Below are 25340 nucleotides of genomic sequence, written 5' to 3' on the forward strand. Positions count from 1 at the left end.
TTGTCCCTTTAATTTTGATGTTTTTGCATGTTTTGCACGTTTAGCAGGAATTTCTCCTTCTAATTCTAGGCAAATTGCTGAAAACGAGTTGAAACGCTAAGATTAACGGGATAAATTCCAGCTATTTGTTTTGCCTGATGAATATCGTTATTTTAGCAGGAGAAATTCCATCTAAATCCTAACCATGCCACAGTCGCCCCCAGAAAACGGATGAAAAGCCATAGCTCTTGTCACTGGCTTAAGCCCGTTTAATCTATTGCAGCATATCAAGCTACTTCGTCCACTCCGTCTACCCACTCTATTTGAAAATAAGCCACCTCGTTCCCTCCATCTCAACCCTATTCGAGAAATCAGTCACCTCGCCCCTCCGTCTACCCCTCTCTATTCGAGAAATCAGCCATCTCATTCTCTCCGTCTACCCCTATTCGAAATATCAGCCATCTCGCCCCCTCCGTCTAACCCCTCTTTTCGATAAACCAGCCATGGTTCACTCTCCGTTCACACGTTTATGATATGATCTCCATTAACTCGCGAGTGAGATAGATCTAAACTATTTGGAACGTTGGAGGGTAATTATGTCATTGTATATACACAAAATATCATACAAAATGATTGTAGCAGCGCTATTGGTTGTATTAATGGGTTCCAGCATGCTCAGCATTTTGGCTCCCGTGTCGGCATCGGCTTTATCATCATCTGAGACTCCCGATTTGAACGACACAACACGGCTAACGGCGTTCATTGATGGGATTATGAAGGTGCAGATGGACAGCTATAATATTCCAGGCGCGGTCGTCTCGATCGTCAAGGATGGAGAGCTGCTGCTTGCTAAAGGCTATGGTCAATCTAATTACGAAACAGGAACACCTATCGATCCTGATACGAGCCTGTTTCGGATCGCCTCGACCACGAAGCTGTTTACATGGACAGCTGTTATGCAGCTAGTCGAGCAGGGCAAAATAGATCTCGACACTGACATTAACACCTACTTGAAATCGGTAAAAATACCGAAAACCTATAAAGAGCCGATTACGATGCGGCATCTAATGACCCATACCGCTGGGTTTGAGGAAGGCGGAGTCGGGTATCAAATTACGACGGACCCTAAGAAGCTACCTGGATCAATCTCGGAAACGTTGAACAAGCATATGCTGGCTCGCGTCATGCCTCCGGGCAAGATGATGTCTTATTCCAACTATGGAGCCACACTGGCAGGACTTATCGTTGAGGAAGTCAGCGGTATTTCGTATGATGACTATATTCAGCAAAATATTTTCGAACCGCTCGGTATGAAATACGCGACGGTGCATGAGCCAATTCCGGCAGCCTTGGAGCCTTATGAAGTACTAGGCTATGCCAAGGAGGGAGGCAAATTCGCAGCCAAGCCCCCGACATTTGAAGGCGGATTCCGCCCTGCGGGCTCCGGTTCCGTCTCTGCGGTAGACATGGCGCATTTCATGATTGCCCATCTTCAGGAGGGGCGATATGGAGAAGCGCAGCTGCTCAAGCCCGAAACGGCCAACTTGATGCATTCATCCGCATTCCGATTCGACGAGCGTTTGCCAGCGATGGCCCTTGGCTTTGAAGACCTTAGAAAGAACGGGCTGCGAGTGCTTTCCCACGGAGGCGCAGATACGCTATTCAGCACGGAATTATATCTTGTGCCTGATAAACAAATCGGCGTTTTTGTATCTTTCAGCGGCGGTGACGGCGGGACAGCGGCTGCTGGACTGCTGAATTCTTTCTTTGACCGGTATTTGCCGGCAGGTGAAGTGGAATTGCCCCCGGCGGTCTCCCCTGAGCTTGAGAAGTCGGTTCAGAAATATGCCGGCAGCTATCAGTTCACGCGCCGCAATCATAGCGATATTGATAAATTTTTCAGCTTTATGGCCCAACTCAGCATCGGGGTTGAAGATAACAAGCTTGTGATCGGCAGCGGGGCGGAGCAGGAGGTTTTTGTTCCGATTGAGCCAAATTTGTTTCAAGAGGTTGGGGGGACAGGGAAGTTAGCTTTTCGTACGGATGATTCGGGAAAAGTGACGCATATGTTCCTGGATATTCTGTCATCCATGCCGCTTGAGCGCTCAACGCTTTTCAATCAAACAAAGTTCTGGTTTCCAGTGCTTGGCATCTCGGCCTTCTTGTTCCTTACTGCTTTGCTTGGATTTGTTTACCGAAGACAAGAAATCAAGGATATGCCACTGGCACAAAAGTGGGCTGTCCGCTTGTCTGCTTTAACTGCTGCTTGGGCGTTAGTAGCCATTGCCGGAGCGCTGCTCGTCGTTATGGGCATGGATTTGCTGCAGCGGCTTAGCCAAATTACGCCTTCGTTAGTGGTATATTTATTCTTGCCTATTATTTTTGTTATTTTAACCGTAGCAAGTATCGTTGTAAGTATAATCGCATGGAAATATAAATATTGGACCGTGCTGAAGCGGGTGCATTACTCGCTCGTAGCGCTGGCAGCCGTTATGCTAAGCTTGTTTTTCTATCACTGGAATTTGCTCGGATGGCAATTTGGTTGAAGCAAGAGTCCTCCCCTATGGGAGGAATATGATTGCGAGTAGAGAGGAGGGGGAGGCTCATGGCTAAAATCTTAATTGCGGACGATGATGCGCATATCCGCGAGCTGATATCTTTATTTTTAAGGAATGAAGGCTTTGAAATCATGGAGGCCAAGGACGGGGCGGAAGCGCTGGACATTGTGGAAAATGCTCAAATCGATATGGTGATTCTTGACATTATGATGCCCCATTTGAATGGCTGGGACCTATGCAGGGAGATCAGAAGCATTGATTCGAATATCCCCCTCCTGATGGTGACGGCCAAGGCGGAATCAGCCCAGAAGGTGAAGGGGTTCCAGCTAGGCACGGATGATTATGTAACGAAGCCATTCGATCCCATCGAGCTGGTCATGAGAGTAAAGGCGCTGCTGAAGCGCTATATGATCGTTTCTTCCCAGTCTGTTCAGTTAGGCGGCATTACGCTGAATCGTCGCAACTATCAGGTGATTCGCGGAGACGAGACGCTTAATCTCCCATTAAAAGAGTTTGAGCTGCTGTTCAAGCTGGCGAACCATCCTGGGCAAATTTTTACTCGGGAGCAGCTAATTACGCATATTTGGGGCAAAAATTACGAAGGCGATGACCGAACGGTTGACGTTCACATTAAGCGGCTGCGGGAGAGGTTCGCCGATGATGGACAGCATTTTCAGATTGAGACGGCCCGCAGTCTGGGTTATCGGTTAGTGATCACATGATCAAAACCTTGTATGCCCGCATCATTTTCACCTTTTTGGCTGTCATTATTTTCAGTTTGTTATCATCTTTTTTCATTGGCTATTCTTTCTTCAAGAAAGACATTAACCATATCGGGCAAAATGACATGATCGCAGTAGGTGAGGAAATCAGCAGCCTCTATGAGCAAGCTGGCCCTGGCGATGGGGATGCATTCATCAAGCGTATGGTAAAGCTATCGGCCTATCCGATTCATCTGTTTGACGCCTCCGGGAACGTGACTTTTTACGGAATCGACAATAGGAATGACCTCGCTATAGCGCCGGAAGCGGTGCAGCAAGTGCTGCGGGGGCAAATTTATCGGAGTCCTAATGAAGCCGGGCAGACGTTTGTCGGCATGCCTTTCCGGTTCGAAGGGGAGCCGCATGCGATGTTTATGCAGTTTTCCGCGGAGAATGAAAATATTATTAATCGGATGATGCTGCTCGTATTAATACTCGGGCTGCTGATCGGAAGCCTATGCATACTCATCGCCGCCCGCTATTTAGTGAAGCCGATTCAAAATTTGACGGAAGCGAACAAGCGGATTGCGAAAGGCGATTTCGATGTGGAAATTAAAACAAAACGTGCCGATGAGATGGGGGTTCTGACGCAAAGCTTCAATGAAATGGCCAGCGAGCTTAAACAGCTGGAGCAGATGAGGCAGGATTTCGTCTCTAATGTTTCCCATGAGATTCAGACCCCGCTAACGTCCATTTCCGGATTTGCTATGGCGATGAAAAATAACAGCCTAGTTGCGGAAAATGATCGCCATTATTATTTGGATATCATTATTGCAGAGAGCGGCCGACTATCCAGACTTAGCGATAATTTGCTCAAGCTGGCTTCGCTCGACTCGGAGCATCATCCCTTTGAGCCCATCACATATAGCCTCGATGAGCAAATCAGGCAGATTGTAGTGACCTGCGAACCGCAATGGTCGGCCAAAAAGATCCGGATCGACCTAGAAATGGCGGATGCGGTCAAAATAACAGCAGATCAGGACCAGTTGAATCAGGTATGGATGAATCTGCTTGGCAACAGCATTAAATTTACCCCGGATAATGGGCATATCACCATACGCATGACTCAAACCGAGGATGACCTATTTCTTTCTATCGCCGATTCGGGCATTGGCATAGCATCAGAGCAGCTGGAGTATGTGTTTGAACGATTTTATAAAACCGATTCATCGCGAAACCGCAATATGAGCGGGAATGGTCTAGGGCTTGCGATTGCCAAAAAAATCGTGACCCTCCATCAAGGAAGCATTGCGATGGAAAGCCAGTTGGGCCAAGGAACCACAGTAATTGTTCGATTGCCTAATCAGGTGAAAAAGTAGCTATTCGAAAACTGCCCTCTGTGCTACCATATAGAAATTAATGGTAAGAGAGACAAGAGAATCGTAGAGGGTGTGTCTTCGTGAAAACATGCAAGAAATGTAGCGGTACGGGTAAAGTCAGCGGCTTCTTCAGAAGCAAAACCTGCAGCAAATGTAATGGCAGAGGACATATTGTTCCAGGGCGATTCGCGGCAAATCCAGATAGTGGATCTACTTCTATTATCAACGATGATCAAGACTACCAAGATGAATTGGATCAAATCAGCTACAATGAAAATTCCTGGCGGCAAAATACTAGGGATTCCTCCTCTGATGATGACCGTTCATCCTCCAGCAACGACAGTAGATCTTATGACTCATCCAGCTCAGATGATGGTTCATCCTCATCTTCAAGTGATTAGTGTATAACCATTTCTATGTAGTGGAAATCGGATTTAAGGCGCAGGGAGCAGAGCTCTTTGCGTCTTTTTTTAGAGATACTAATAAATATTCCTCGATTGCGTAGAGTTTCACCTCTAACACCTTGTTAAATTTCCCCTTTTCTTAATCATGAGTTTTCTTCAATGGTCACGAAAAAGCTACCTTCCTGATGTTTAAATTGCAGTAAATGAGTTTTGGTGTTAGTTTTATGTTATTAATAGTGACATAAAACGTGTGAAATACCCCGAAATCCATGAAATCTGAACTGAATCATTGAATCGGAGACTATATTGTGACCCCAACATGACGTTATCATAACGTTGTGAAGGGGGTGAAACCAAAATGGTTTTTCGAGAAATTATGCGCAATCGGGTTTTGTATTCGTTGGCGGTCCCGGGCTTGTTGGTGCTTATTATTTTCTTCTATTTACCGATGTTCGGTCATGTGATCGCGTTCAAAAATTACAACTACTTTGACGGAATTTGGGGGAGCCCTTGGACGGGACTTGATAATTTCAAGTTTTTTTTCGGCGGAAGCGACTGGCTGCGCGTTACGTTCAACACATTGTTTCTTAATGCATTGTTTATTGCGTTCGGTCTTGTCATCTCGGTAATATTAGCTATTTTTCTAAATGAGATTAGGCAGGCTGTATTCAAAAGAGTCGCGCAGTCAATGGCGTTTCTTCCGTTCTTCGTATCTTGGATGGTCGTAAGCATGATGCTGTTCTCTCTGCTTAACACCTCGGATGGCTTAATCAACCGTTCGTTGAAGGAGTTAGGCTTAGATGCTGTATCCTGGTACAGCATGCCTCACTATTGGCCGGCCATATTAACGATCATTAGCGTATGGAAGACGGCAGGCTACCAGGCTGTTATCTATTTGGCGGCCATTACAAGCATTTCGCCGGAGTATTATGAGAGCGCCCAAATAGACGGAGCAACAAGGCTGCAGCGGATTAGGCACATTACAATGCCGCTTCTTCGCCCGACAATTATCGTGCTTACATTGCTGGCGATTGGACGTATCTTTTACGGTGATTTCGGCATGATTTTTGGACTCGTCGGAGACAATGGCGTCCTATACGAGACGACGGACGTCATCGATACGTATGCATACCGTGCTTTGCGCCAGCTGGGTAATTTCGGCATGTCTTCGTCCATTGGACTTTATCAATCGGTGCTGGGGTTGGTTACGATTTGTGTATTCAACCTAATCGTTAGGAAGATCGACAAGGAATCGAGCATCTTCTAGAAAGGAAGGAGGGTTAATCGCCATGTTAAACGCGATCAAACAAATAGGCGCTTCCGATAAATTAGTCATTACCACTGTGTATGTGATCGTTACGTCATTCGCGTTATTTTCTTTTATTCCATTTTGGCTCGTTATTGTGAATTCGTTCGCATCCGAAAGTGAACTAGGTCTACATGGCTTTAGTCTCCTGCCAAGCAAATGGTCACTCGATGCGTACCGGTACTTGCTAACAGGCAATCAAATTTATTATAGCTACGGTGTGACGTTATTCGTGACGATCGTAGGTACTGTGCTCGCTGTACTCATTACCGCGATGTTCGCATACGTGCTGGCCCATCCGAAAATCAGGTACAAAAACCAGCTCGCGTTTTTTACTTATTTTACGATTTTGTTCGGTACGGGGCTTGTCGGCTTCTATATTGTGATCTCGATGTGGTTGGGGCTCAAGGACAGCATATGGTCGATGATCCTGCCATCGCTTATTAATCCATTTTACACGTTCATCTTAGTTTCATTCTTCCGTACGCTTCCCTTCGAAATTTACGAATCGGCTGTCATGGATGGAGCAGGTGATTATCGGATTTTCTTCCGCATTATGTGGCCGATTTCGGTGCCGGCAATCGCGACGATCAGTTTGTTTTATGCGATTTTTTATTGGAACGACTGGTGGCTAGCCTTGCTGTTTGTCGACAATTACAAATTGCAGCCGCTTCAGCTTATGATTAGGCAGCTCATTTCCAATCTCAATATCTTGTCATACATTCAAGGCAGTCCCGGTTCTTATGGAGGGGGATTGCCGAATCAAGGCGTACGGCTCGCGACGGTTTGCTTGACGATCGGTCCGATCGTATTTCTGTACCCCTATATTCAGAGGTACTTCGTAAAGGGATTAACTATTGGTTCGGTGAAAGGTTAATAGATGATGGGATTAAACCCAGTGGAGGTTAACGATATGACAAAATGGTCCAAACTAAGCGCTGCGCTTCTCATAATCGCTTTGCTCATTACCGCTTGTTCTCGTAATGCTGGGGAAGAGCCCGGAAACGGAAATAATGGACAGAAGGCTTCTACAGATCCCGTGACGCTGAAGATTGTTATGCCAGGAGATCGTCCTGCCGATATGGATAAGGTTATCGCGGAAATCGAGAATAGAATGAAGGGTACGCTCAATGTAAAGCTCGACGTCATCTTTTCCTCTTGGTCGGACATTCATCAGAAAACGCAGATCATGCTTACGAGCGGTGAGCCGGTCGACTTGATGTTCGAAGCCCCTTGGATGCATTTAGACAGCATGGCATCGGCAGGTTATTATGAGCCGCTAGAGGAATTGCTTAACGAATACGGCAAAAATATAGTGGCGGCGCGCCCGCAGCAAATGTGGGACGCAAACAAAATTAACGGCCAAGTGCTCGCCATTCCGCTCGGAAATTCTTTTTACAAACCAACGACCTATTATATCCGCAAGGACTTAAGAGAAAAGCTCGATTTGCCGCCTATGCAATCCTATGATGATATTATCTCGTTTGCTAGAAAGGTTCAGCAGCAGTTCCCTGACATCACACCAATGACGCCGCAAACACAAATTCCAATGTCGGAGGTGCATTTCCGATTAGCGCAAGGAACCGATGTTATGATGACGCCGATGTTGACTGATTTTATCCTCTATAGGGCTCCGAATTCGCCGATTATCCGTAATATGTTGGATGACCCTAGCCCGGTGATTTGGAGCGCGATTGAGAACGCACGCAAGCTTTATCAGGACAAAATCATTAATCCAGACGTGATGGCGATCAAAGACCCCGATAACTGGGTGACGACTCATCCTACAGCAGTTTACTTAGCGACGGATTTTGGCTTAAAAGCCGACCTGGCCAAGAAGCTGCTCTCTAACTTGCCGGGTTCGGATCTAGAATCGTATACACTTTTCGATCCGACGCCGGGTAAAAATTCGTCGACATTCAAGCAGTGGAATTTCATGACCGTTCCGAAATCGAGCAAACACAAAAAAGAAGCGATCCAATTTCTCGATTGGGCAAACGCCTCTCAAGAAAAATATGATCTGCTAGCGTATGGAATCAAGGGCGTGAACTGGGAAGACGCAGGGGATCGGCAGTATAGGATGTTGACGCCGGACAAATACCCATGGTTCCCGTACGACTGGATTTGGAATCCGAAATTCGACCGCCTTGATGCCAGTCAAGAGCCCTCCGCTATCGAGCTAAATCGGTTTATCATGAACGCGGACAACTTTACGGTCGATGTACTGACAGGCTTTAACTTTGATACAAGCGCTGTTCAGAATGAGCTTTCCCAATTTTACGCATTGGAAAATCAATACTTGCTGCCGATTTACAACGGTGCGGTTGATCTGGATACGTATTGGAAGGAGTTTTCCGAGAAGGCCGGTCCCGCAATCAAAAAAATTCAGGAAGAAGGGCAAAAACAAATCGACGAATTCCTGAACAAGTAGCGTCATAGAGAAACAGAGGGAGAGGGGAGGATTACATGCGTAAATACATCCAAGCTGAGGCTTACCTGCACGTCTTTCTGATATTGGTTATTTTGTTCAGCATGACCGTTATTCCCTTCTCCTTCTATTTATCGAACCAATATTCCAAGTATGCTGCGCAGGAGCTTGAGCGAAATGACCGTTATAAGCTGGAACAAACGAAAGAAAATCTTGTCTTTACGTTCGACCGCCTGAAACGGGTAACGCTTAGCCTATATGAAGAGCCGGAAATTAGGACATGGGTACAATTGCGGGAAGAAGATTCGTTCGCACTTAACGGCATGGTGCAATTATTGAAGAAAAGACTCGTTAATGAGCCTTTCATCGAATCCGTTGTTGTGTACAACGCCAACCTAGGACGCGTATTTGATTATGATACGGGGATGCTTCCGGCTTATGAAATGCTGATTGATGGCATGGAAGAGCTCGTGCAAGGGGACTCTCCTAATTATTTTCATATGACCAAGCTGCTGTTCCAAGGCCAAAAAGGTCTTGCCATCCTGCTGCCGTTCGGACTTGAGAAAGACCGTTCGAAGAGCTTTTTGGTTATTCGGTTGAACAGTGATGCCATTCAGAAGTCTATGCTGCAGCTGAACAAGGATAGCGGCGTATTCATTCATGTGGCAGATGGCAATGGTGAGCCCATTATTGGCCAATCTGACGAGGGCCTGCTCCATCAGTTGAGTGAGCAGGACAAGAAACAGCGCAAAGAAACATTCCGAACAAGCGTCCAAGACAGCCAGTGGATCGTTTCCTATGATTTGGCAGGTGTTGAGGATTGGACGATCTATTACTCGGCAAGAATGGACGACTGGTTCCGTAAAGTGGAATCTTTTAAGCACAAAATTTTGTATTCGTTTCTCGGGTTATTGCTATCGTTAATCGTGATCTTGTTTTGGAATGCGAGAAGCTATCATCGTCCAGTCAGCCAGTTGGCAAGGCAAATATCCAGCATGGTCGAAATGGCCACGGACAGCGGCTGGAGAAGAAGGCTGCTGCCGAAGAACGAGGTTCATCAGATTCAGCAAGGCTTCGGGATTCTCTCAGAGAGGATTGAGCAGTTGAGCCAGTCGGTTCAGGATGGACGGCTTAGGCAGAAGGAAGACGACTTGCGCGAATGGGTCAATGAAGGCAAGCTGGAAGGCCCGGCCCGCAAGCGGCTTCAGGAAGCCAGTACGATTCTGGATTACACCAGCATCGTTGTCGCGGTATGCAGAATCGATTCCTATATGGCGTTATCCGAGAAATATGATTTCTCCTCCCGCAAAACGCTTAAGGGCACGATCGTCAATATCGCCTGCGAGACCGTTGCCCACAAGGCATGGAAGGTAGAAAGCATTGATTTTGGAGGCAATCATCTCGTCTTTATTATCGGAGTCAGTGCCGAAGGAGATAAGAAGGAGCTGCCGCACTGCTTCGAAGAAATTAATGACCGTGTGCACAAGTGGCTGAAGCTAAATCTGACTGTTGGATTAAGTGAGCTCCAGAAGCCGGACTGCGACATGAAAGCTGTCTACGACAAGGTTTTTCAGCTTGCAACGCTTAGCTTTATCGATGGAAAGAGCCGTATTTATCAAGAATCAGAATACGAAAACGAAGCAAGAAGCTCGGTACAATTACCCGACAATACAATTCCACCAGAACTCATTGACTCCATTCGGTTAGGACAGACCGATAAGGCGAAGCGCTTGTTGGACGAAGCTGCGAACAGGCTGCGCCAAATGTCTTATGACGAATGCAAGCTGCAACTAACATTCCTGATCTATCACTTGTACAAGGCATTCGGCAAAGTAATGAATTCCTCTAGCATGAACGGCATTCGCTCGGAGCTGGATCGATTTAACACGCTGGATGAAGCGATGGATAAGCTGAAGGAAGATACCGAGGTTATTATAGGCAGCTTGTATGAGCGCCGCGTGGGTGACAGAAGAGACGAGCGAGTGGAGGAAATGCTTCAATATTTGAGGCTTAACATTCATAATCCTATGCTAACGATCGATGAAATGGCTAATCACGTATCACTATCCGTCAATTATGCCCGCACGCTATTCAAAGAGCGGACAGGAATTACGGTTGCGGGTTATATCCTGAATGAGCGCATTCAACTCGTCAAGTATTTGCTCGTCCAAACGGACAAGACGATTGCTGAGATTGCTGCACAGTCAGGGTTCCAATCAAGAAGCACATTTTTCACCGTGTTCAAAAAAGAAGTAGGCGTTACGCCGAGCGATTACCGCTCGAATCTGAAGGGAGCTATCATGAATGAGTGAATCGTTAAATGTGATTGTTATATTCGCGCATCCAGACGAGGGAGAGAAGTATGCCGGAGGCACGTCAGCTCTGCTTGCCAGGCGCGGCCATCGGGTGAAGTTTCTGTCGCTTACTAATGGAGACGGAGGGCATTTTCGATTATCGGGAGAGGAGCTTGTGCTTCGAAGAGCGGAGGAGGCTATGAAAGCGCAAGCTGCCTTAGGCATTGCTGATTACGAGATTCTGGGCAACCGGGATGGGTCACTGCTGCCGACGCTTGAGCTGCGCAACGCCATTATTAAACGGATTAGGGAGTGGGAGGCGGATGTCGTCATTACATTCCATCCGGAAGGAGGCGTCCATGCAGACAACCGGTATGCAGGCAAGGCGGTAAGCGATGCCGCGGCGTTCGTAGCGTTTGTTCCGAATGTCGTTCCGGAAACAAGAGACTTACGCAAATCGCCGCTGTATTTGCTTATGCCGGACTATTCTATGAAGAAGAAATACAGCGCAGATATTGTCATCGGAATCGATGAAGCGCTGGAGAGCAAGCTGCTTGGCTGCGGCGCACATGAGTCGCAGTTTTTCGAATATCAGCCATGGACGAAAGGAAGGCTTGATGAGGTACCCGCAGCCTGGGAGGATAGACGAGAGTGGCTGCTGCGCGACCTATCAGATTTTCTGCACGTTTCGAAAGAGATGACACCATCGCTCGTGGAATTGTACGGGGAGTTGGAGGCGGGCCGCTTTCAATACGCTGAGCCGTTCGAGCTCGCTTCCTACAACTCGGGTTCGACAGTAGAGCGGGTTCGCGTGTTTATTGAGAGTTTGACGGAAGAGGTGATCGTGTGAAGGACATCCTTCGAATCATAGTCATCGCTGCTCATCCGGATGAGCCCGAAATTTACGCTGGGGGCACGACGGCATTGTTGGCCGAAAGAGGGCATCAGGTGAAATATCTCTCCTTGACCAACGGGGATGCTGGGCATTATGAGATGTCAGGCGAAGCGCTTGCCAAGCGAAGAGCTTCCGAAGCGATGGAAGCGGCTAAGCACTTAGGCGTTGCGGAATATGAGATCCTTGACAACCATGACGGAGCGCTGCTTCCAACGTTGGAACTAAGGGAAGCAGTCATTCAGCGAATTCGTTCCTGGAAGGCGGATATCGTCATTGCCTTTCATCCGGAAGGGGGAACGCATACGGATAATCGATATGCGGGGCGGGTCGTCGCTGATGCTTCCGCCTTCGTAGCCAAAGTGCCGAATATCGTTCCGGATACGCCTTGTTTGGATGATTCGCCGCTGTTTCTGCTGATGCCGGATTACTCCATGCGCACATCGTATAGTGCGGATATCGTCATCGATATCGGTCAAGTGCTGGAGAAGAAGCTGCTTGCCTGTCACTCCCATGCTACTCAGTTCTATGAGTTTGCCCCGTTTGAGCAGGGGATAACGAAACCGGTGCCGCATGATTGGGAAGGGAAGCGGCAGTTTATATTGGAAGGGTGGTCGACGTTCTTCCAGGTATCGAACGAAATGCTTCCGGCGCTTGAGCGGAATTACGGAATTGAAGAGGCTGGGAAAGTTAGATTCGCAGAACCGTTCGAATATGCGGATTATAATGCGGGTGGACTAACAGAGCAGAGATTGAAGCTCCTTTCAAGGCTGCGCGGCTAAAACGTATAAGGACCGCTGGGTGAGTAGCCCAGCGGTCCTTATTTTACATGAAAAAAACAGAGAAAATAAGCGTGATGCGGCCCCTCTATTTACAAAATAAGGATCATATACTATAATTCCTTTTATAGACCGACGGTCGGTCTAAAGAACGGAGGAACCCTGATGAGAACGCTCAAAGAGCCGGAAGAACGAAAAAATGAAATATTGGATACGGCGGAAGCTTTATTCCATAGCAAGGGATACGACAAGACAACGATTAACGATATTTTGAAAGAGATCGGTATCGCCAAAGGAACCTTCTATTATTACTTCAAATCAAAAGAAGAAGTGATGGATGCGATCGTCGTCAGGATTGTGGATAGCGGAGTGCTGGCAGCCAAAGAAATCGCCGCCAACGCGAGCCTTACCGTCCACGAAAAGTTCCTATACATCATGCTCGCGCAAAAGCCGGCATCCAACAGCTCAAAAAGCCAACTGATTGAAACGCTGCATGACGTCAACAACGCCCAAATGCATCAAAAGAGCTTATCAGAAACGGTGCGGAAGCTGACTCCTATTTTGCAGGAGGTTACGGAGCAAGGAATACAAGAAAAGCTGTTTGCCACGCCGTACCCCAGGGAAGCAATAGAGCTACTGCTTGTAACTGCTGTGACCCTTTTTGACGAGGGCATATTCAACTGGCAGCCACAGGAGCTATCTCAAAAAATTGCAGGCTTCATTCATGCCATGGAAACGCTGCTTGGTGCAGAGAAAGGCAGCTTCGCTTACGTGGCTAGGCTGTTTGAACAAGCGGACCCGGCGGACGGTAAGCCGAATGGCGAATAATGCGTTTCGAAAGTTTATCATTCTATGGTTCGGGGAACTGGTCTCCAGTATCGGCAGCGGCTTAACCGCGTTTGGCTTAGGGGTTTACGTCTTCCAGACGACCCATTCCGCCACGGCGGTTTCACTGGTAACGCTGTGCACCTTTTTGCCGATGATTCTGTTAAGTCCTGTTGGCGGGGTATTGGCGGACCGATTCGATCGACGGCTCATGATGCTGCTAGGTGATGGGGGTTCGGCGCTTGGGCTCATTTATATTGTCATCGTCATGCTCTCAGGCGAGGCACAGCTTTGGCAGCTCTGTGTGGGAGTGACGATCAGCTCTCTATTCGCATCGTTGACCGATCCGGCTTATAAAGCGACGATTACCGATTTGCTGCCCGAAGAACAATTTGCGAAAGCGAGCGGACTGGTGCAGCTTGCCGGCTCCTCTAAGTATTTACTTTCTCCTGTCCTCGCGGGCATGCTGCTTGCTGTGGTGGATATCGAGGCACTTCTGATTATCGATATAAGCACGGTAGTTATCACGATTATTACGATTTCCGCCGTTCGCCGAAGCTTGGTTACTAAATCTAACTCTGTCAGCAAGAAGCAGTTCAGTTTAGCAAAGGACTTGAAAGAGGGCTGGCAAGTTCTTGTTTCTAGAAAAGGAGTCTTCGCGCTCACGCTGCTGCTGACCGTAGTCACCTTTTATATGGGCATTTTGCAAACTTTATTTACGCCCATGGTGCTCCCGCTATCTAACGCCAAGACATTAGGAATCGTCCAATCGGTCAGTGCGACTGGGCTACTGCTTGGCAGCTTGTTTATTGGTATCTTCAGCGTTAATCAACAGTATGCACGAGTGCTTTCCGCTGGACTTTTTGTCACTGGCATTTTCTTCTCGCTTATTGGAGTATCAACGAATATTTATGTAATCGCAGCCGCAGGCTTTCTGTTTTTTGCGACCTTGCCTTTCGTTAATACAAGCGCAGATGTATTGATTCGAAAAAACATACCAAACGAAGCACAAGGCAGGGCTTGGGGAATGATCGGAGTGGTTTCCCAATTCGGCTATATTGCTGCGTATGCATCGGCAGGCCTTTTATCCGACTATGTATTTAATCCTCTGATGGTTGAAGGTGGGGGGCTAGCTTCCACGGTTGGAAAATGGATCGGCAGCGGCCAAGGGCGCGGCATTGCCTTATTATTTGTAGTTTCTGGCATTTTGGTCATGGCATTAGCTCTTGTTATGACAAGGCTGAAGTCGATTCGGTCGCTGGAAACGAAGTAAGGAAAGGAGGTCTAACATGCTAGCGAAAATATTAAAAAAAGATTTTAAACGAAATAAGGCGATTACGATTATCCTGTTCGTGTTCATTATGCTGTCTGTGTTGCTTGCTTCCAGCGGGACAACGATGATGACGCAGCTATTTCGCTCCATCAACCATTTGTTTGCCGTGTCCAGCGCGCCGCACTACGTTCAAATGCACGCCGGAACAGTGGACAGAGATGCCATTACTAGTTTTGCGGCAGAGAACTCTCTGGTCAAGAGCGAACAAATCTCTGAAATGCTGGTAATTGATAACGCGAATATTTACTTTGGCGACAATCCGGCAGCTGATACAAGCAGCGTTATGGATAACGGCTTTGTCGTGCAGAACAAGAGCTTCGACTATTTAATTACATTAGATAATAAGCGAATTGAGGTTTTGGACGGGGAGATTGCGGTTCCTATTTATTATAGGCAGCAGCATCACTTGAACCTGGGCGATACGATTCGAGTTTCGGCTGGATCATCGGATATGACGTTTACCATTACAGAGTTTGTGCGGGATGTTCAAATGAATCCTTCGATTATCAGCTCCAAGCGATTCGTCGTAAGCGCAGCGGATCATGAAGCGTTGAAGAGCATGACCGGAGAAATCGAGTATATGATTGCATTTCAGCTTAAGGATCTAAGCAAGCTCAATGAATTCAAGACAGCCTACCAGTCAGCCGAATTACCGGCAAAAGGCCCTGCCATTGACTATTCCTTGTTCCAGATGCTTCATGCATTAACGGACGGGGTGGTCGCTGTCATCATCTTCCTGGTTAGCAGCTTATTAGTTCTTATTGCAGTACTGTGTCTGAGATTCACCATACTGACAACGCTGGAAGAGGATTATAAAGAGATCGGCGTCATGAAAGCCTTCGGCATCCGTCAACAGCATATTCGCAACGTCTATTTCACCAAATATATCGTTCTGGCGGGAGCCGCTAGTATTTTTGGATATGTGGTATCCTTTTGTATTCGTCCGCTATTCCTATCCAATATGGCGTTATATATCGGGATTGCTCCGCAAAGCATCTTGCAAAGCTTTATTCCTATTTTGGTAGCTGGACTGGTGTTTGCTTTCGTTCTGCTCTGCTGCAGCATTGTGCTGAGACGATTTCATAAAATTTCAGCCGTTGAAGCGCTGCGCGCCGGTGCGATGGGCGAGCTAAAGATCAATACGAATCGCATGCCGCTTTATAAGAGCAGGGTTCCTAGTGTTAACGTATTCCTGGCGCTGAAAGATGTCGTCGGACGGTTTAAAATGTATCTTTTATTATTTTTTATTTTTGTTATTTGCTTCTTCATCATTATTGTTCCGGTCAATTTCCTCCATACGATGCAGTCGCCGAGCTTCGTTTCGTACATGGGTGTCGGACAAAGCGATATGCGAATGGATTTGCAGCATTCCGATCACATGCAGGAGAGATTCGATGAAGTGCAGCAGTACCTTGCGCAGGATAGGGACATTTTGAAATTTTCTCCGCTCGTGACGAGTAAATACAGCGTCGTAGGGAGTGAAGGGGCATTAGAGAGCATACAGGTGGAAACGGGGGATTTCTCGATTTTCCCTTTGCAATACAGCAGCGGCAACGCTCCTATCAACCAAAACGATATGGCTCTCTCCACTCTAAACGCTGACGCTTTGGCGAAAAAAGTGGGAGACGCGTTGATCCTAGTCATTAACGGTAAGCAGCATGAGATGACCGTTAGCGGCATTTATCAGGACGTGACCAATGGCGGTAAAACAGCCAAAGCGCTGCTTCCCTATCAACCGGAGGATGTACTCTGGTATACCCTCAATGCGGACATTAGACATGGCGGCGATATAGGGGCCAAAATAACCGAATATACGGGTCTTTTTCCAGGGGTGAAAGTAACGCATCTCGAAGATTATATGCATCAGACACTCGGCTCGACGATTAAGCAGATCAGGATGGTTACTGTTCTTGCCGTTATTATTGCTGTGTTTATCTCCATTCTGATTACTTCGCTTTTCTTAAAGCTGCTGACCGCAAAAGACTATTCCGGCATCGCCATTATGAGAAGCCTGGGCATTGCCGTCGCACATATTCGAAAGCAGTATGTGATACGAATACTGGTTGTGCTTGCAGGCGGTATTCTCGTGGGTACGCTTATGGCCCATACGTTTGGGCAAAGTCTGGTAGGTATGCTGATGTCTTCGATGGGGGCATCCAATATCCAGTTTGTTACTAACCCGTGGGTATCCTATTTCATGTATCCTTTAGCACTTGGTTTAGTTGTGACCCTTGCAACGCTGGTAGGTACGCTATCGATGAAAAAATACAGCATGACGAGAATGATAACCGAATGAGGGGATAAAGCATGAACCACATATTGGAGATTACGGACCTGAACAAAACGTATGCAATCAGCAAAGGGCAGGAACAGGCCGTGCTGAAAAATATTAATTTACAGATACACGAGGGTGAGTTCGTTGCGGTCATGGGGGCATCGGGCTCGGGAAAGTCGACCTTGCTCTATACCATCAGCGGCATGGATCGAATGACTTCCGGAGAAGTCCTGTTCGATGGGCAAAATATTTCCTCCCTTTCAGAGAAGGCATTGGATCAGCTGCGCCAGAACAAAATGGGATTTATTTTTCAGCAGATCCATCTGCTCAAAAATCTCAGCATGCTCGATAATATCATTCTCTCCGAATATTTTGCCGCCAAAGAGAGCCGTGACTCCATCCGCCTGCGAGCGGAGGAGCTGATGAAGAAAACGGGAATCGCTGCGCTTGCAGATCGCGATATCACCCAGGCCTCCGGCGGACAGCTCCAACGGGTGAGCATTTGCCGTGCGCTTATGAACCAGCCGAAGATCATTCTCGGAGACGAGCCGACGGGAGCGCTGAACTCCAAAGCGACGGCTGACATCATGGAGCTGCTAGGCAGCATCAACGAATCCGGAACCACTATACTGCTGGTCACCCACGACGTCAAGGTCGCTGCCAAAACCGAGCGCGTCCTGTTGATGGAGGATGGAGAAATCGTAGGTGAGCAGTATTTAGGGAAATATCATGTGGATAGCGATGATATTAAAGGGCGGGAGGAAAAGCTTTCTGCTTGGCTGCTGAAGATGGGGATTTGATAGGTGGGAGAGGGGAAGAAAATTTTCCTGCTTCCCTTTTTCTTATTATTTTAAAATCCAACGAACGCAGCAGTACTTTGATATGCAAAGTGGAACGGCTGGAAGGCTATAAGTATGGAGAATTAGGCGTTCATCACCAGAGGGAATGGGTTGTACTGCATAAAGCCAGCTAAGTAACTTTGAAGTATTGGTCAATTTTGTTTAGAGGAATAAAGCTCTACAAGAATCCTAACGGTGAACTTTCGCTCAATAAGGACATAACGGCAGCTCATCAATCGATGAGCTGCCGTTTGTTATACCGAAATGATTCGAATATCGACTTCATAAAAAATTCAAAACCTCGCAAAGCTTGATACTACGCGGACTCGGCTGAATCTTTCATTATTTATTTATTGGCCGTCTCTATAATGAAATGTGGTACCCGTTTATTCGACAAGCTCATTCGTAAAGGAGAAATAACATGAGAAAATTACTAATATCCCTATTGATTGCATTAACAGCGTTCGGGACTTCATTATCGCAAATTCAAATCGCGCACGCGGCCGAAGAAGAATTTGTTTTCACGACGAGCAGCAATGGCGCCACCGTTACAGGTTACTCGGGTACGGATTTGAATGTGGTCATTCCCGCCACGTTATCGGGGGTGGCGGTAACTTCGATCGGGAGATCGGCGTTCGATACCAATGGGACGGTCAAACCTAAAATCACAGGCGTCGTTATTCCGAATAGCGTGAAGGAGATTCAAACGTATGCCTTTCGTTATAATAGCCTCACTTCCATAGACCTTCCGGACAACTTGTTGACGATCGGCTCCAGCGCCTTCGAGAACAATCCACTTACGAACGTCGTATTCCCGGATAGCGTGACGATGATCGGAAACTATGCTTTTTACATGAATGGTTTAACATCGATTACTTTATCGGAAAATTTGAAGACCATTGCAGGAGGGGCTTTCGACACGAATAACCTCACCAGACTGGTCATCCCGGCGGGCGTGACGAATGTTCAGAGTTCTGCATTCTATGCTAATAAGTTGACCAGCGTAACGGTGTTAGGCGCTGGGACATCTTTTGGGACAGGTGTCTTTACGAGCAATCCGGGGAATCTCAAACTTTTTGGAGTCGCGAATTCTCCTGCAGCCGCTTATGCAGCGAATAACGGTCACACGTTTGTTGACGGAACGGCGTTGTTTCAAGCGGTTGCGACTGCTAAAGCATCGTTGATAAATCATCTGCCGGGTACTGGCGTAGGACAAGTGCCGGCCAATACTCATAGCAATTTGACCTCGGCGTATAACGCCGCCACGGCATATATCTACGGAATTGGAAACGCGACCGTCGCCTCCGACTTGGTCACTGCCGCAGTCCCATTGACCGCGGCGATCTCGGCATTCGAGGGGCAGATTATCCCGGCGGGCAATCCTGCCGCATTGGGGTCGGCACTGACTGAAGCGGGGCAGGCACTCACTGAGCATAAAGCAGGCACGAACGCAGGACAAACATCGGTGGGCGATCGCAGCGCACTACAGACCGCGATCGACATGGCGCGGCAAATTTATAATCAGGCCGGCAATTACCGGCAGGATGAATTGGACGTCGCAGCCGCTGAGTTAGATGCAGCGATGGATACGTTCAGGGCTGCGATTATACCGGCCGGAGATCCGACGGCGCTCGGCAATACGCTAGCGAATGCGCAGCAGGCGATGACGGATCATCCGCAAGGAACGAACGTGGGGCAAACGTCGTCGGGAACGCTCATCGCGTTGCAGACGGCGATTAATATGGCGCAGCAGATTCTCCAGAATGCTAGCCAATACTCGCAAAGTCAATTGGATGCTGCTGTCAGCTCGTTAAGTTCAGCGATTCAAGCCTTCGAAGCTGCAATCATCGGACCGGGTAATCCGACGGCGCTTGGTGCAGCAATCACAGTTGCGGAACAGGCAATGGCGGATCATCCGCAAGGTACGGGAGTAGGGCAGACGTCAACTGGCGATCGCAGCGCTTTACGGGCAGCGATCAACGCTGCGCAGGTGATCGTCGACGATGCGTTGAACCAAACTCAGGCTCAGTTGGATGCGGCAACAAGCGTATTGAATGCAGCGATCACGGCATTCCAGCAAGCCATCGTGCCGGTTGGCGATTCATCAATGCTTAATATGCGGTTGACGAACGCTGGGCAGGCATTGACGAACCATCCAGAAGGCACAGACGTGGGACAAGCATCGGCGAGCGATCGCAGCACATTGCAGGCAGCGATCGACGCCGCGCAGGCGATCGCCGACGATGCGCTGAACCAAACTCAGGGTCAGTTGGATGCTGCCGTCGCTGATTTGGAAACGGCAATGGCTACGTTCGAAGCCGTGATTATTCCGGCAGGAGATGCGACGGACCTGGAAGACTTGTTGGTGAATGTAACCCAGACGCTAGCGGATCATCCAGAAGGTACAGGCGTGGGACAAGCGACGGCGAGCGATCGCAGCACATTGCAGGCAGCGATCAACGCCGCGCAGGCGATCGTTGACGATGCTCTAAATCAAACTCAGGATCAGTTGAATAATGCCGTCGCCAATTTGAAAGCGGCAATGGCTATGTTCGAAGCTGCAATTATTCCTGCAGGAGATGCGACGAATCTGGAAGACTTGTTGGTGAATGCAACCCAGACGCTGGCGAACCATCTAGAAGGCACAGGCGTAGGACAAGCGTCGGCGAATGAGCGTAGCGCTTTGCAGGCAGCGATCAACGCCGCGCAGGCGATCGCCGACGATGCGCTGAACCAAACTCAGGGTCAGTTGGATGCTGCCGTCAGCTCGTTAAGTTTAGCGATTCAAGCCTTTAATGTCGCGATCATCGGGCCCGGCAATCCGACGGCGCTTGGTGCAGCGATCATCGTTGCGGAACAGGCGATGGCAGATCATCCACAAGGCACGGGAGTAGGGCAGACGTCAACTGGCGATCGCGACGCGCTGGGAACAGCCCTCGATACGGCACGGCAAATTAGAGATAACGCGGGTAATTACACGGAAAGTCAGTTGGATGCTGCCGTTGCCGATTTGGAAAGGGCAATGGCTACGTTCGAAGCCGCGATTATTCCGGCAGGAGATGCCACGGATCTGGAAGGCTTGTTGGTGAATGTAACCCAGACGCTAGCGGACCATTCAGAAGGCACCGGCGTGGGACAAGCGACGGCGAGCGATCGCAGCGCTTTGCAGGCAGCGATCAACGCCGCGCAGGCGATCGCCGACGATGCGCTGAACCAAACTCAGGGTCAGTTGGATGCTGCCGTCGCTGATTTGGCAACGGCAATGGGTACGTTCGAGGCCGTGATTATTCCGGCAGGAGATGCGACGGAGCTGGAAGACTTGTTGGTGGATGCTGCCCGGACGCTGGCGAACCATCCAGAAGGCACCGGCGTAGGACAAGCATCGGCTAGCGATCGCAGCGCTTTGCAGGCAGCGATCAACGCCGCGCAGGCGATCGCCGACGATGCGCTGAACCAAACTCAGGGTCAGTTGGATGCTGCCGTCACTGATTTGGCAACGGCAATGGGTACGTTCGAGGCCGTGATTATTCCGGCAGGAGATGCGACGGAGCTGGAAGACTTGTTGGTGGATGCTGCCCGGACGCTGGCGAACCATCCAGAAGGCACCGGCGTAGGACAAGCATCGGCTAGCGATCGCAGCGCTTTGCAGGCAGCGATCAACGCCGCGCAGGCGATCGCCGACGATGCGCTGAACCAAACTCAGGGTCAGTTGGATGCTGCCGTCACTGATTTGGAAACGGCAATGGATACGTTCGAGGCCGTGATTATTCCGGCAGGAGATGCGACGGAGCTGGGAGATTGGTTGGTGGATTCTGCCCAGACGTTGGCGAACCATCTAGAAGGCACAGGCGTAGGACAAGCGTCGGCGAATGAGCGTAGCGCTTTGCAGGCAGCGATCAACGCCGCGCAGGCGATCGCTGACGATGCGCTGAACCAAACTCAGGGTCAGTTGGATGCTGCCGTCAGCTCGTTAAGTTTAGCGATTCAAGCCTTTAATGTCGCGATCATCGGGCCCGGCAATCCGACGGCGCTTGGTGCAGCGATCATCGTTGCGGAACAGGTGATGGCGGATCATCCGCAAGGCACGGGAGTAGGGGAGACGTCAACTGGCGATCGCGGTGCGCTGGGAACAGCCCTCGATAAGGCGCGGCAAATTAGGGATAACGCGAGCGATTACACGCAAAATCAGTTGGATGCTGCCGTCGCTGATTTGGAAACGGCAATGGCTACGTTCGAAGCCGCGATTATTCCGGCAGGAGATGCGACGGATCTGAAAGACTTGTTGGTGAATGTAACCCAGACGCTGGCGAACCATCCAGAAGGCACTGGCGTAGGACAAGCATCGGCGAGCGATCGCAGCGCTTTGCAGGCAGCGATCAACGCCGCGCAGGCGATCGCCGACGATGCGCTGAAGCAAACTCAGGATCAGTTGGATGCTGTCGTCAGCTCGTTAAGTTTAGCGATTCAAGCCTTTAATGTCGCGATCATCGGGCCCGGCAATCCGAAGGCGCTTGGTGCAGCGATCATCGTTGCGGAACAGGTGATGGCGGAGCATCCGCAAGGCACGGGAGTAGGGCAGACGTCAACTGGCGATCGCGGTGCGCTGGGAACAGCCCTCGATAAGGCGTGGAAAATTAGGGATAACGCGAGCGATTACACGCAAAATCAGTTGGATGCTGCCGTCGCTGATTTGGCAACGGCAATGGCTACGTTCGAAGCTGCGATTATTCCGGCAGGAAATGCGACGGATCTGGAAGATTGGTTGGTGGATGCTGCCCAGACGTTGGCGGATCATCCAGAAGGCGCAGGCGTAGGACAAGCGTCGGCGAATGATCGCAGCGTTTTGCAGGCAGCGATCAACGCCGCGGAGGCGATCGCCGACGATGCGCCTAACCAAACTCAAGATCAGTTGGATGCTGCCGTTGCTGATTTGGAAACGGCAATGGCTACGTTCGAAGCCGGGATTATTCCGGCAGGAAATGCGACGGATCTGGAAGATTGGTTGGTGGATGCTGCCCAGACGTTGGCGAACCATCCAGAAGGCTCCGGCGTAGGGCAAGCGTCGGCGATCGATCGCAGCGCTTTGCAGGCAGCGATCAACGCCGCGCAGGCAATCGCCAACGATGCTCTGAACCAAACGCAGGATCAGTTGGATGCTGCCATCGCCAATCTAGAAACGGCGAAGGCAACGTTCGAAGCCGCTTGGGTGGGGTTAGTGCTGACGGCACCGGCCAATAAGTTGTACGGTCCGAACAATATCCTTCACTTTACGGTACGCTATGGATACGAAGTAATTGTTGCGGGGATGCCGGTTATTCCGCTTAAAATTGGAGCCAGCTCCGATACTCGTACGGTGTACGCGGCATATACGGGAGCACGTAACGAGTCATTGACGGTGCTGACCTTCGAATACAAAGTTCCATCCGGAATTACGGATGCGGATGGCATCGAAGTTGCCGCTGCACTGGAGCTTCCGGACGGCGCCAGCATCGTACGCGCCTCCGGCGGAGCGGCTTCGCTGGCGTACGGGACGCCGGATACGAGTGGAATCTACATTGTGGCGATGCCGCCCGTAGTGACGCTGACGGCTGAGCCTGACGGATCGACGCGGCAAGTGATCAGAGCGGCGGCACGCGTATACGGTGAATCGGCGGGCAATACACTGACGGTGCTCCGATGGCTGAAGGGCAATCTCAACGCGGCTGATTTCACCGACGGAACAGGCGGAACCGATATTTTGTCTGAGCCTCGATTCACTGTCTCAGAGAACGGCGATTATACCGTATTTGCCCGAGACGAGGCAGGCAATGATGCAGTGAAGGTATTTACCGTTTCCGGTATCTCAACACCGTCTCCTTCGGTTGGCGGTGATCGACCGGCATCGAATTCCAACTTGACAATTAATCCGGATGGCGGGATTACCGCACTTGTTAGTTCATCCGACATCGAACAAGTCACACGTCCTGACGGCACGGTGATCGAACAGGTCATCCTCTCCGAACGGATGCGGGAACGAGTGCTGGAGCTTTTGAGAGAGGCGAAGGAACCAATTATCACGATTGAGATAAACGATCGAGAGCATGCCGTGCAGACACGCCTTCCGGCTGCTTGGATCACGGAGATGGCCAAAGGTTATCCGAATGCGATTATTGAGGTGAAGCTGAATGGATCCAGCTACCAATTGCGAATAAGTGCGATCGACCTGCCCGGTTTGGCGGAACGTCTCGATGCGGAAGCATCGGATTTGACCGTGAGCATCATTCAGGAGCAGGCTGGAGAGGATATTCGACATGAAATCGAACGGATCGGCGTCTCTCAAGGATTTACCGTATTCGGTGGCGTCATCGATTATAAGGTGACGGTGGAATCGAACGGGCAAACGATGGAAGTGCAAGATTTCGGGGGAACCTATATGGTTCGGACGATCAAACTGGACGGGGAGGTGGCAAGCCGCAATCTGGTTGCTGTTCAGTATGATCCGGCGACCAGAAAAGTCGTTTTTGTTCCTGCGCGGCTGGGCACCAGACCCGACGGCTCAACGGAAGCGATTCTGAATGTGCCGCATAACAGCCTCTACACGGTCGTAGACGTGAAGGCCCGAACTTTCGCCGACTTAACCGGGCACTGGGCGAAGGCGGATGTGGATTATTTAGCGTCCAAGCTGTTGGTGAACGGCGCGACGGCCGACCTTTTCGTGCCCGATGGTACCATTACTCGGGCGGAATTCTTGGCCTTGCTCGTTCGAGGGCTGGGGCTGTCGGTGAAGGAGGGTGAGGACAGTTCCCATTACGCAGATGTCCTTGCATCCGCATGGTATTCACCAGCGGTCAATGCGGCGGTGGCGAACAGACTGGCGACCGGCATCAGTGCGGACCGTTTCGCGCCAAACGACCCGATTACCCGAGAGCAAATGGCCGTGATTATCGGCAGAGCCTTAACCTTCACCGGCCATGTAACCGGTGATGATGGGCGAGCGGACAGTCCGCTTACTGCGTTCACAGATCGCGACTCCATCTCTTCCTGGGCGCAATCGGCGGTAGCCCTTGTATCGGAAGCCGGCATCATAAAGGGGATGGAAGACGGACGCTTCGGGCCGACGGAATATGCAACGCGGGCGCAGGCGGCCGTTATGCTGAAGAGGCTCCTGCAATACCTGCAAAATATCGATTAAACTCTGTTGCACGTTCACTAACGGGAAGCTTTAGTTCAATGAACAATGGGAGTAGTTTGCCATAGGCAGACTACTCCCATTGTTATTAAGCGATGTGACAGGCTACATGCAAAACGAAACAATATTATGCATTCAGTTGTCTATAATGGTATTAACCCATTATAACGGCAACTAACT

The 25340-nt window shown here is 49.5% G+C and carries 15 protein-coding genes; all 15 read left to right on the plus strand.

What is annotated here, in order from left to right; translation table 11 throughout:
* The first annotated feature begins 575 nt into the window (after positions 1–575).
* The 15 genes from FJQ58_RS07325 to FJQ58_RS07400 all read left to right on the plus strand — a co-directional run bounded on the left by FJQ58_RS07325 (position 576) and on the right by FJQ58_RS07400 (position 25163).
* Positions 576–2525, plus strand: coding sequence for a serine hydrolase (locus FJQ58_RS07325; RefSeq protein ID WP_139991794.1), 1950 nt, complete (start codon positions 576–578; stop codon positions 2523–2525).
* A 59-nt stretch (positions 2526–2584) separates the two neighbouring features.
* A complete protein-coding gene (locus FJQ58_RS07330) occupies positions 2585–3259 on the plus strand; it encodes a response regulator transcription factor (RefSeq protein WP_139991796.1) in 675 nt (224 codons plus the stop codon).
* Positions 3256–4617: a sensor histidine kinase gene (locus FJQ58_RS07335; RefSeq protein ID WP_139991798.1), complete on the plus strand. Its 1362-nt coding sequence runs from the start codon at positions 3256–3258 to the stop codon at positions 4615–4617. Before FJQ58_RS07330 ends, FJQ58_RS07335 begins: the two co-directional genes overlap by 4 nt.
* Positions 4618–5379: 762 nt before the next feature.
* Positions 5380–6288, plus strand: a complete 909-nt coding sequence (locus FJQ58_RS07345) for an ABC transporter permease (RefSeq protein WP_139991802.1) — start codon at positions 5380–5382, stop codon at positions 6286–6288.
* Between the two features lie 22 nt (positions 6289–6310).
* Positions 6311–7204 carry a carbohydrate ABC transporter permease gene (locus FJQ58_RS07350; protein WP_139991804.1) on the plus strand — a complete coding sequence of 298 codons (894 nt, stop codon included), beginning with the start codon at positions 6311–6313 and terminating at the stop codon, positions 7202–7204.
* A gap of 36 nt (positions 7205–7240) precedes the next feature.
* Complete coding sequence (locus tag FJQ58_RS07355) at positions 7241–8758, plus strand: extracellular solute-binding protein (protein WP_162341368.1); 1518 nt, start codon at positions 7241–7243, stop codon at positions 8756–8758.
* A 35-nt stretch (positions 8759–8793) separates the two neighbouring features.
* Positions 8794–11067: an AraC family transcriptional regulator gene (locus FJQ58_RS07360; protein ID WP_139991808.1), complete on the plus strand. Its 2274-nt coding sequence runs from the start codon at positions 8794–8796 to the stop codon at positions 11065–11067.
* On the plus strand, positions 11060–11899 hold the full coding sequence (locus FJQ58_RS07365) for a PIG-L deacetylase family protein (protein WP_139991809.1): 840 nt from the start codon (positions 11060–11062) through the stop codon (positions 11897–11899). Before FJQ58_RS07360 ends, FJQ58_RS07365 begins: the two co-directional genes overlap by 8 nt.
* Positions 11896–12723, plus strand: coding sequence for a PIG-L deacetylase family protein (locus tag FJQ58_RS07370; protein WP_139991811.1), 828 nt, complete (start codon positions 11896–11898; stop codon positions 12721–12723). The genes FJQ58_RS07365 and FJQ58_RS07370 overlap by 4 nt, the downstream gene beginning before the upstream one ends.
* 162 nt (positions 12724–12885) lie before the next feature.
* Positions 12886–13548 carry a TetR/AcrR family transcriptional regulator gene (locus FJQ58_RS07375; RefSeq protein WP_139991813.1) on the plus strand — a complete coding sequence of 221 codons (663 nt, stop codon included), beginning with the start codon at positions 12886–12888 and terminating at the stop codon, positions 13546–13548.
* Entirely contained in the window at positions 13505–14818 is a 1314-nt protein-coding gene (locus FJQ58_RS07380) for an MFS transporter (RefSeq protein WP_338016129.1), read from the plus strand. Before FJQ58_RS07375 ends, FJQ58_RS07380 begins: the two co-directional genes overlap by 44 nt.
* A gap of 16 nt (positions 14819–14834) precedes the next feature.
* Entirely contained in the window at positions 14835–17174 is a 2340-nt protein-coding gene (locus FJQ58_RS07385) for an ABC transporter permease (RefSeq protein ID WP_139991816.1), read from the plus strand.
* 11 nt (positions 17175–17185) lie between these two features.
* The gene (locus tag FJQ58_RS07390; protein ID WP_139991818.1) at positions 17186–17953 is read left to right on the plus strand and encodes an ABC transporter ATP-binding protein; all 768 of its coding nucleotides are present in this window, start codon (positions 17186–17188) and stop codon (positions 17951–17953) included.
* The gene (locus FJQ58_RS07395; protein ID WP_139991820.1) at positions 17929–18126 is read left to right on the plus strand and encodes a hypothetical protein; all 198 of its coding nucleotides are present in this window, start codon (positions 17929–17931) and stop codon (positions 18124–18126) included. Before FJQ58_RS07390 ends, FJQ58_RS07395 begins: the two co-directional genes overlap by 25 nt.
* A 287-nt stretch (positions 18127–18413) precedes the next feature.
* Positions 18414–25163 (plus strand): S-layer homology domain-containing protein, encoded by a 6750-nt coding sequence (locus FJQ58_RS07400; protein ID WP_139991822.1) that lies wholly within the window; start codon positions 18414–18416, stop codon positions 25161–25163.
* The last annotated feature ends 177 nt before the right edge of the window (positions 25164–25340 follow it).

The sequence above is a fragment of the Paenibacillus paridis genome (genome assembly GCF_006345825.1).
GTDB classification, from domain to species: domain Bacteria; phylum Bacillota; class Bacilli; order Paenibacillales; family Paenibacillaceae; genus Pristimantibacillus; species Pristimantibacillus paridis.

Coding starts and splice junctions, on each gene's coding strand:
- FJQ58_RS07325 (WP_139991794.1), top strand. CDS start 576: ATGTCATTGTATATACACAAAATATCATACAAAATGATTGTAGCAGCG.
- FJQ58_RS07330 (WP_139991796.1), top strand. CDS start 2,585: ATGGCTAAAATCTTAATTGCGGACGATGATGCGCATATCCGCGAGCTG.
- FJQ58_RS07335 (WP_139991798.1), top strand. CDS start 3,256: ATGATCAAAACCTTGTATGCCCGCATCATTTTCACCTTTTTGGCTGTC.
- FJQ58_RS07345 (WP_139991802.1), top strand. CDS start 5,380: ATGGTTTTTCGAGAAATTATGCGCAATCGGGTTTTGTATTCGTTGGCG.
- FJQ58_RS07350 (WP_139991804.1), top strand. CDS start 6,311: ATGTTAAACGCGATCAAACAAATAGGCGCTTCCGATAAATTAGTCATT.
- FJQ58_RS07355 (WP_162341368.1), top strand. CDS start 7,241: ATGACAAAATGGTCCAAACTAAGCGCTGCGCTTCTCATAATCGCTTTG.
- FJQ58_RS07360 (WP_139991808.1), top strand. CDS start 8,794: ATGCGTAAATACATCCAAGCTGAGGCTTACCTGCACGTCTTTCTGATA.
- FJQ58_RS07365 (WP_139991809.1), top strand. CDS start 11,060: ATGAGTGAATCGTTAAATGTGATTGTTATATTCGCGCATCCAGACGAG.
- FJQ58_RS07375 (WP_139991813.1), top strand. CDS start 12,886: ATGAGAACGCTCAAAGAGCCGGAAGAACGAAAAAATGAAATATTGGAT.
- FJQ58_RS07385 (WP_139991816.1), top strand. CDS start 14,835: ATGCTAGCGAAAATATTAAAAAAAGATTTTAAACGAAATAAGGCGATT.
- FJQ58_RS07390 (WP_139991818.1), top strand. CDS start 17,186: ATGAACCACATATTGGAGATTACGGACCTGAACAAAACGTATGCAATC.
- FJQ58_RS07400 (WP_139991822.1), top strand. CDS start 18,414: ATGAGAAAATTACTAATATCCCTATTGATTGCATTAACAGCGTTCGGG.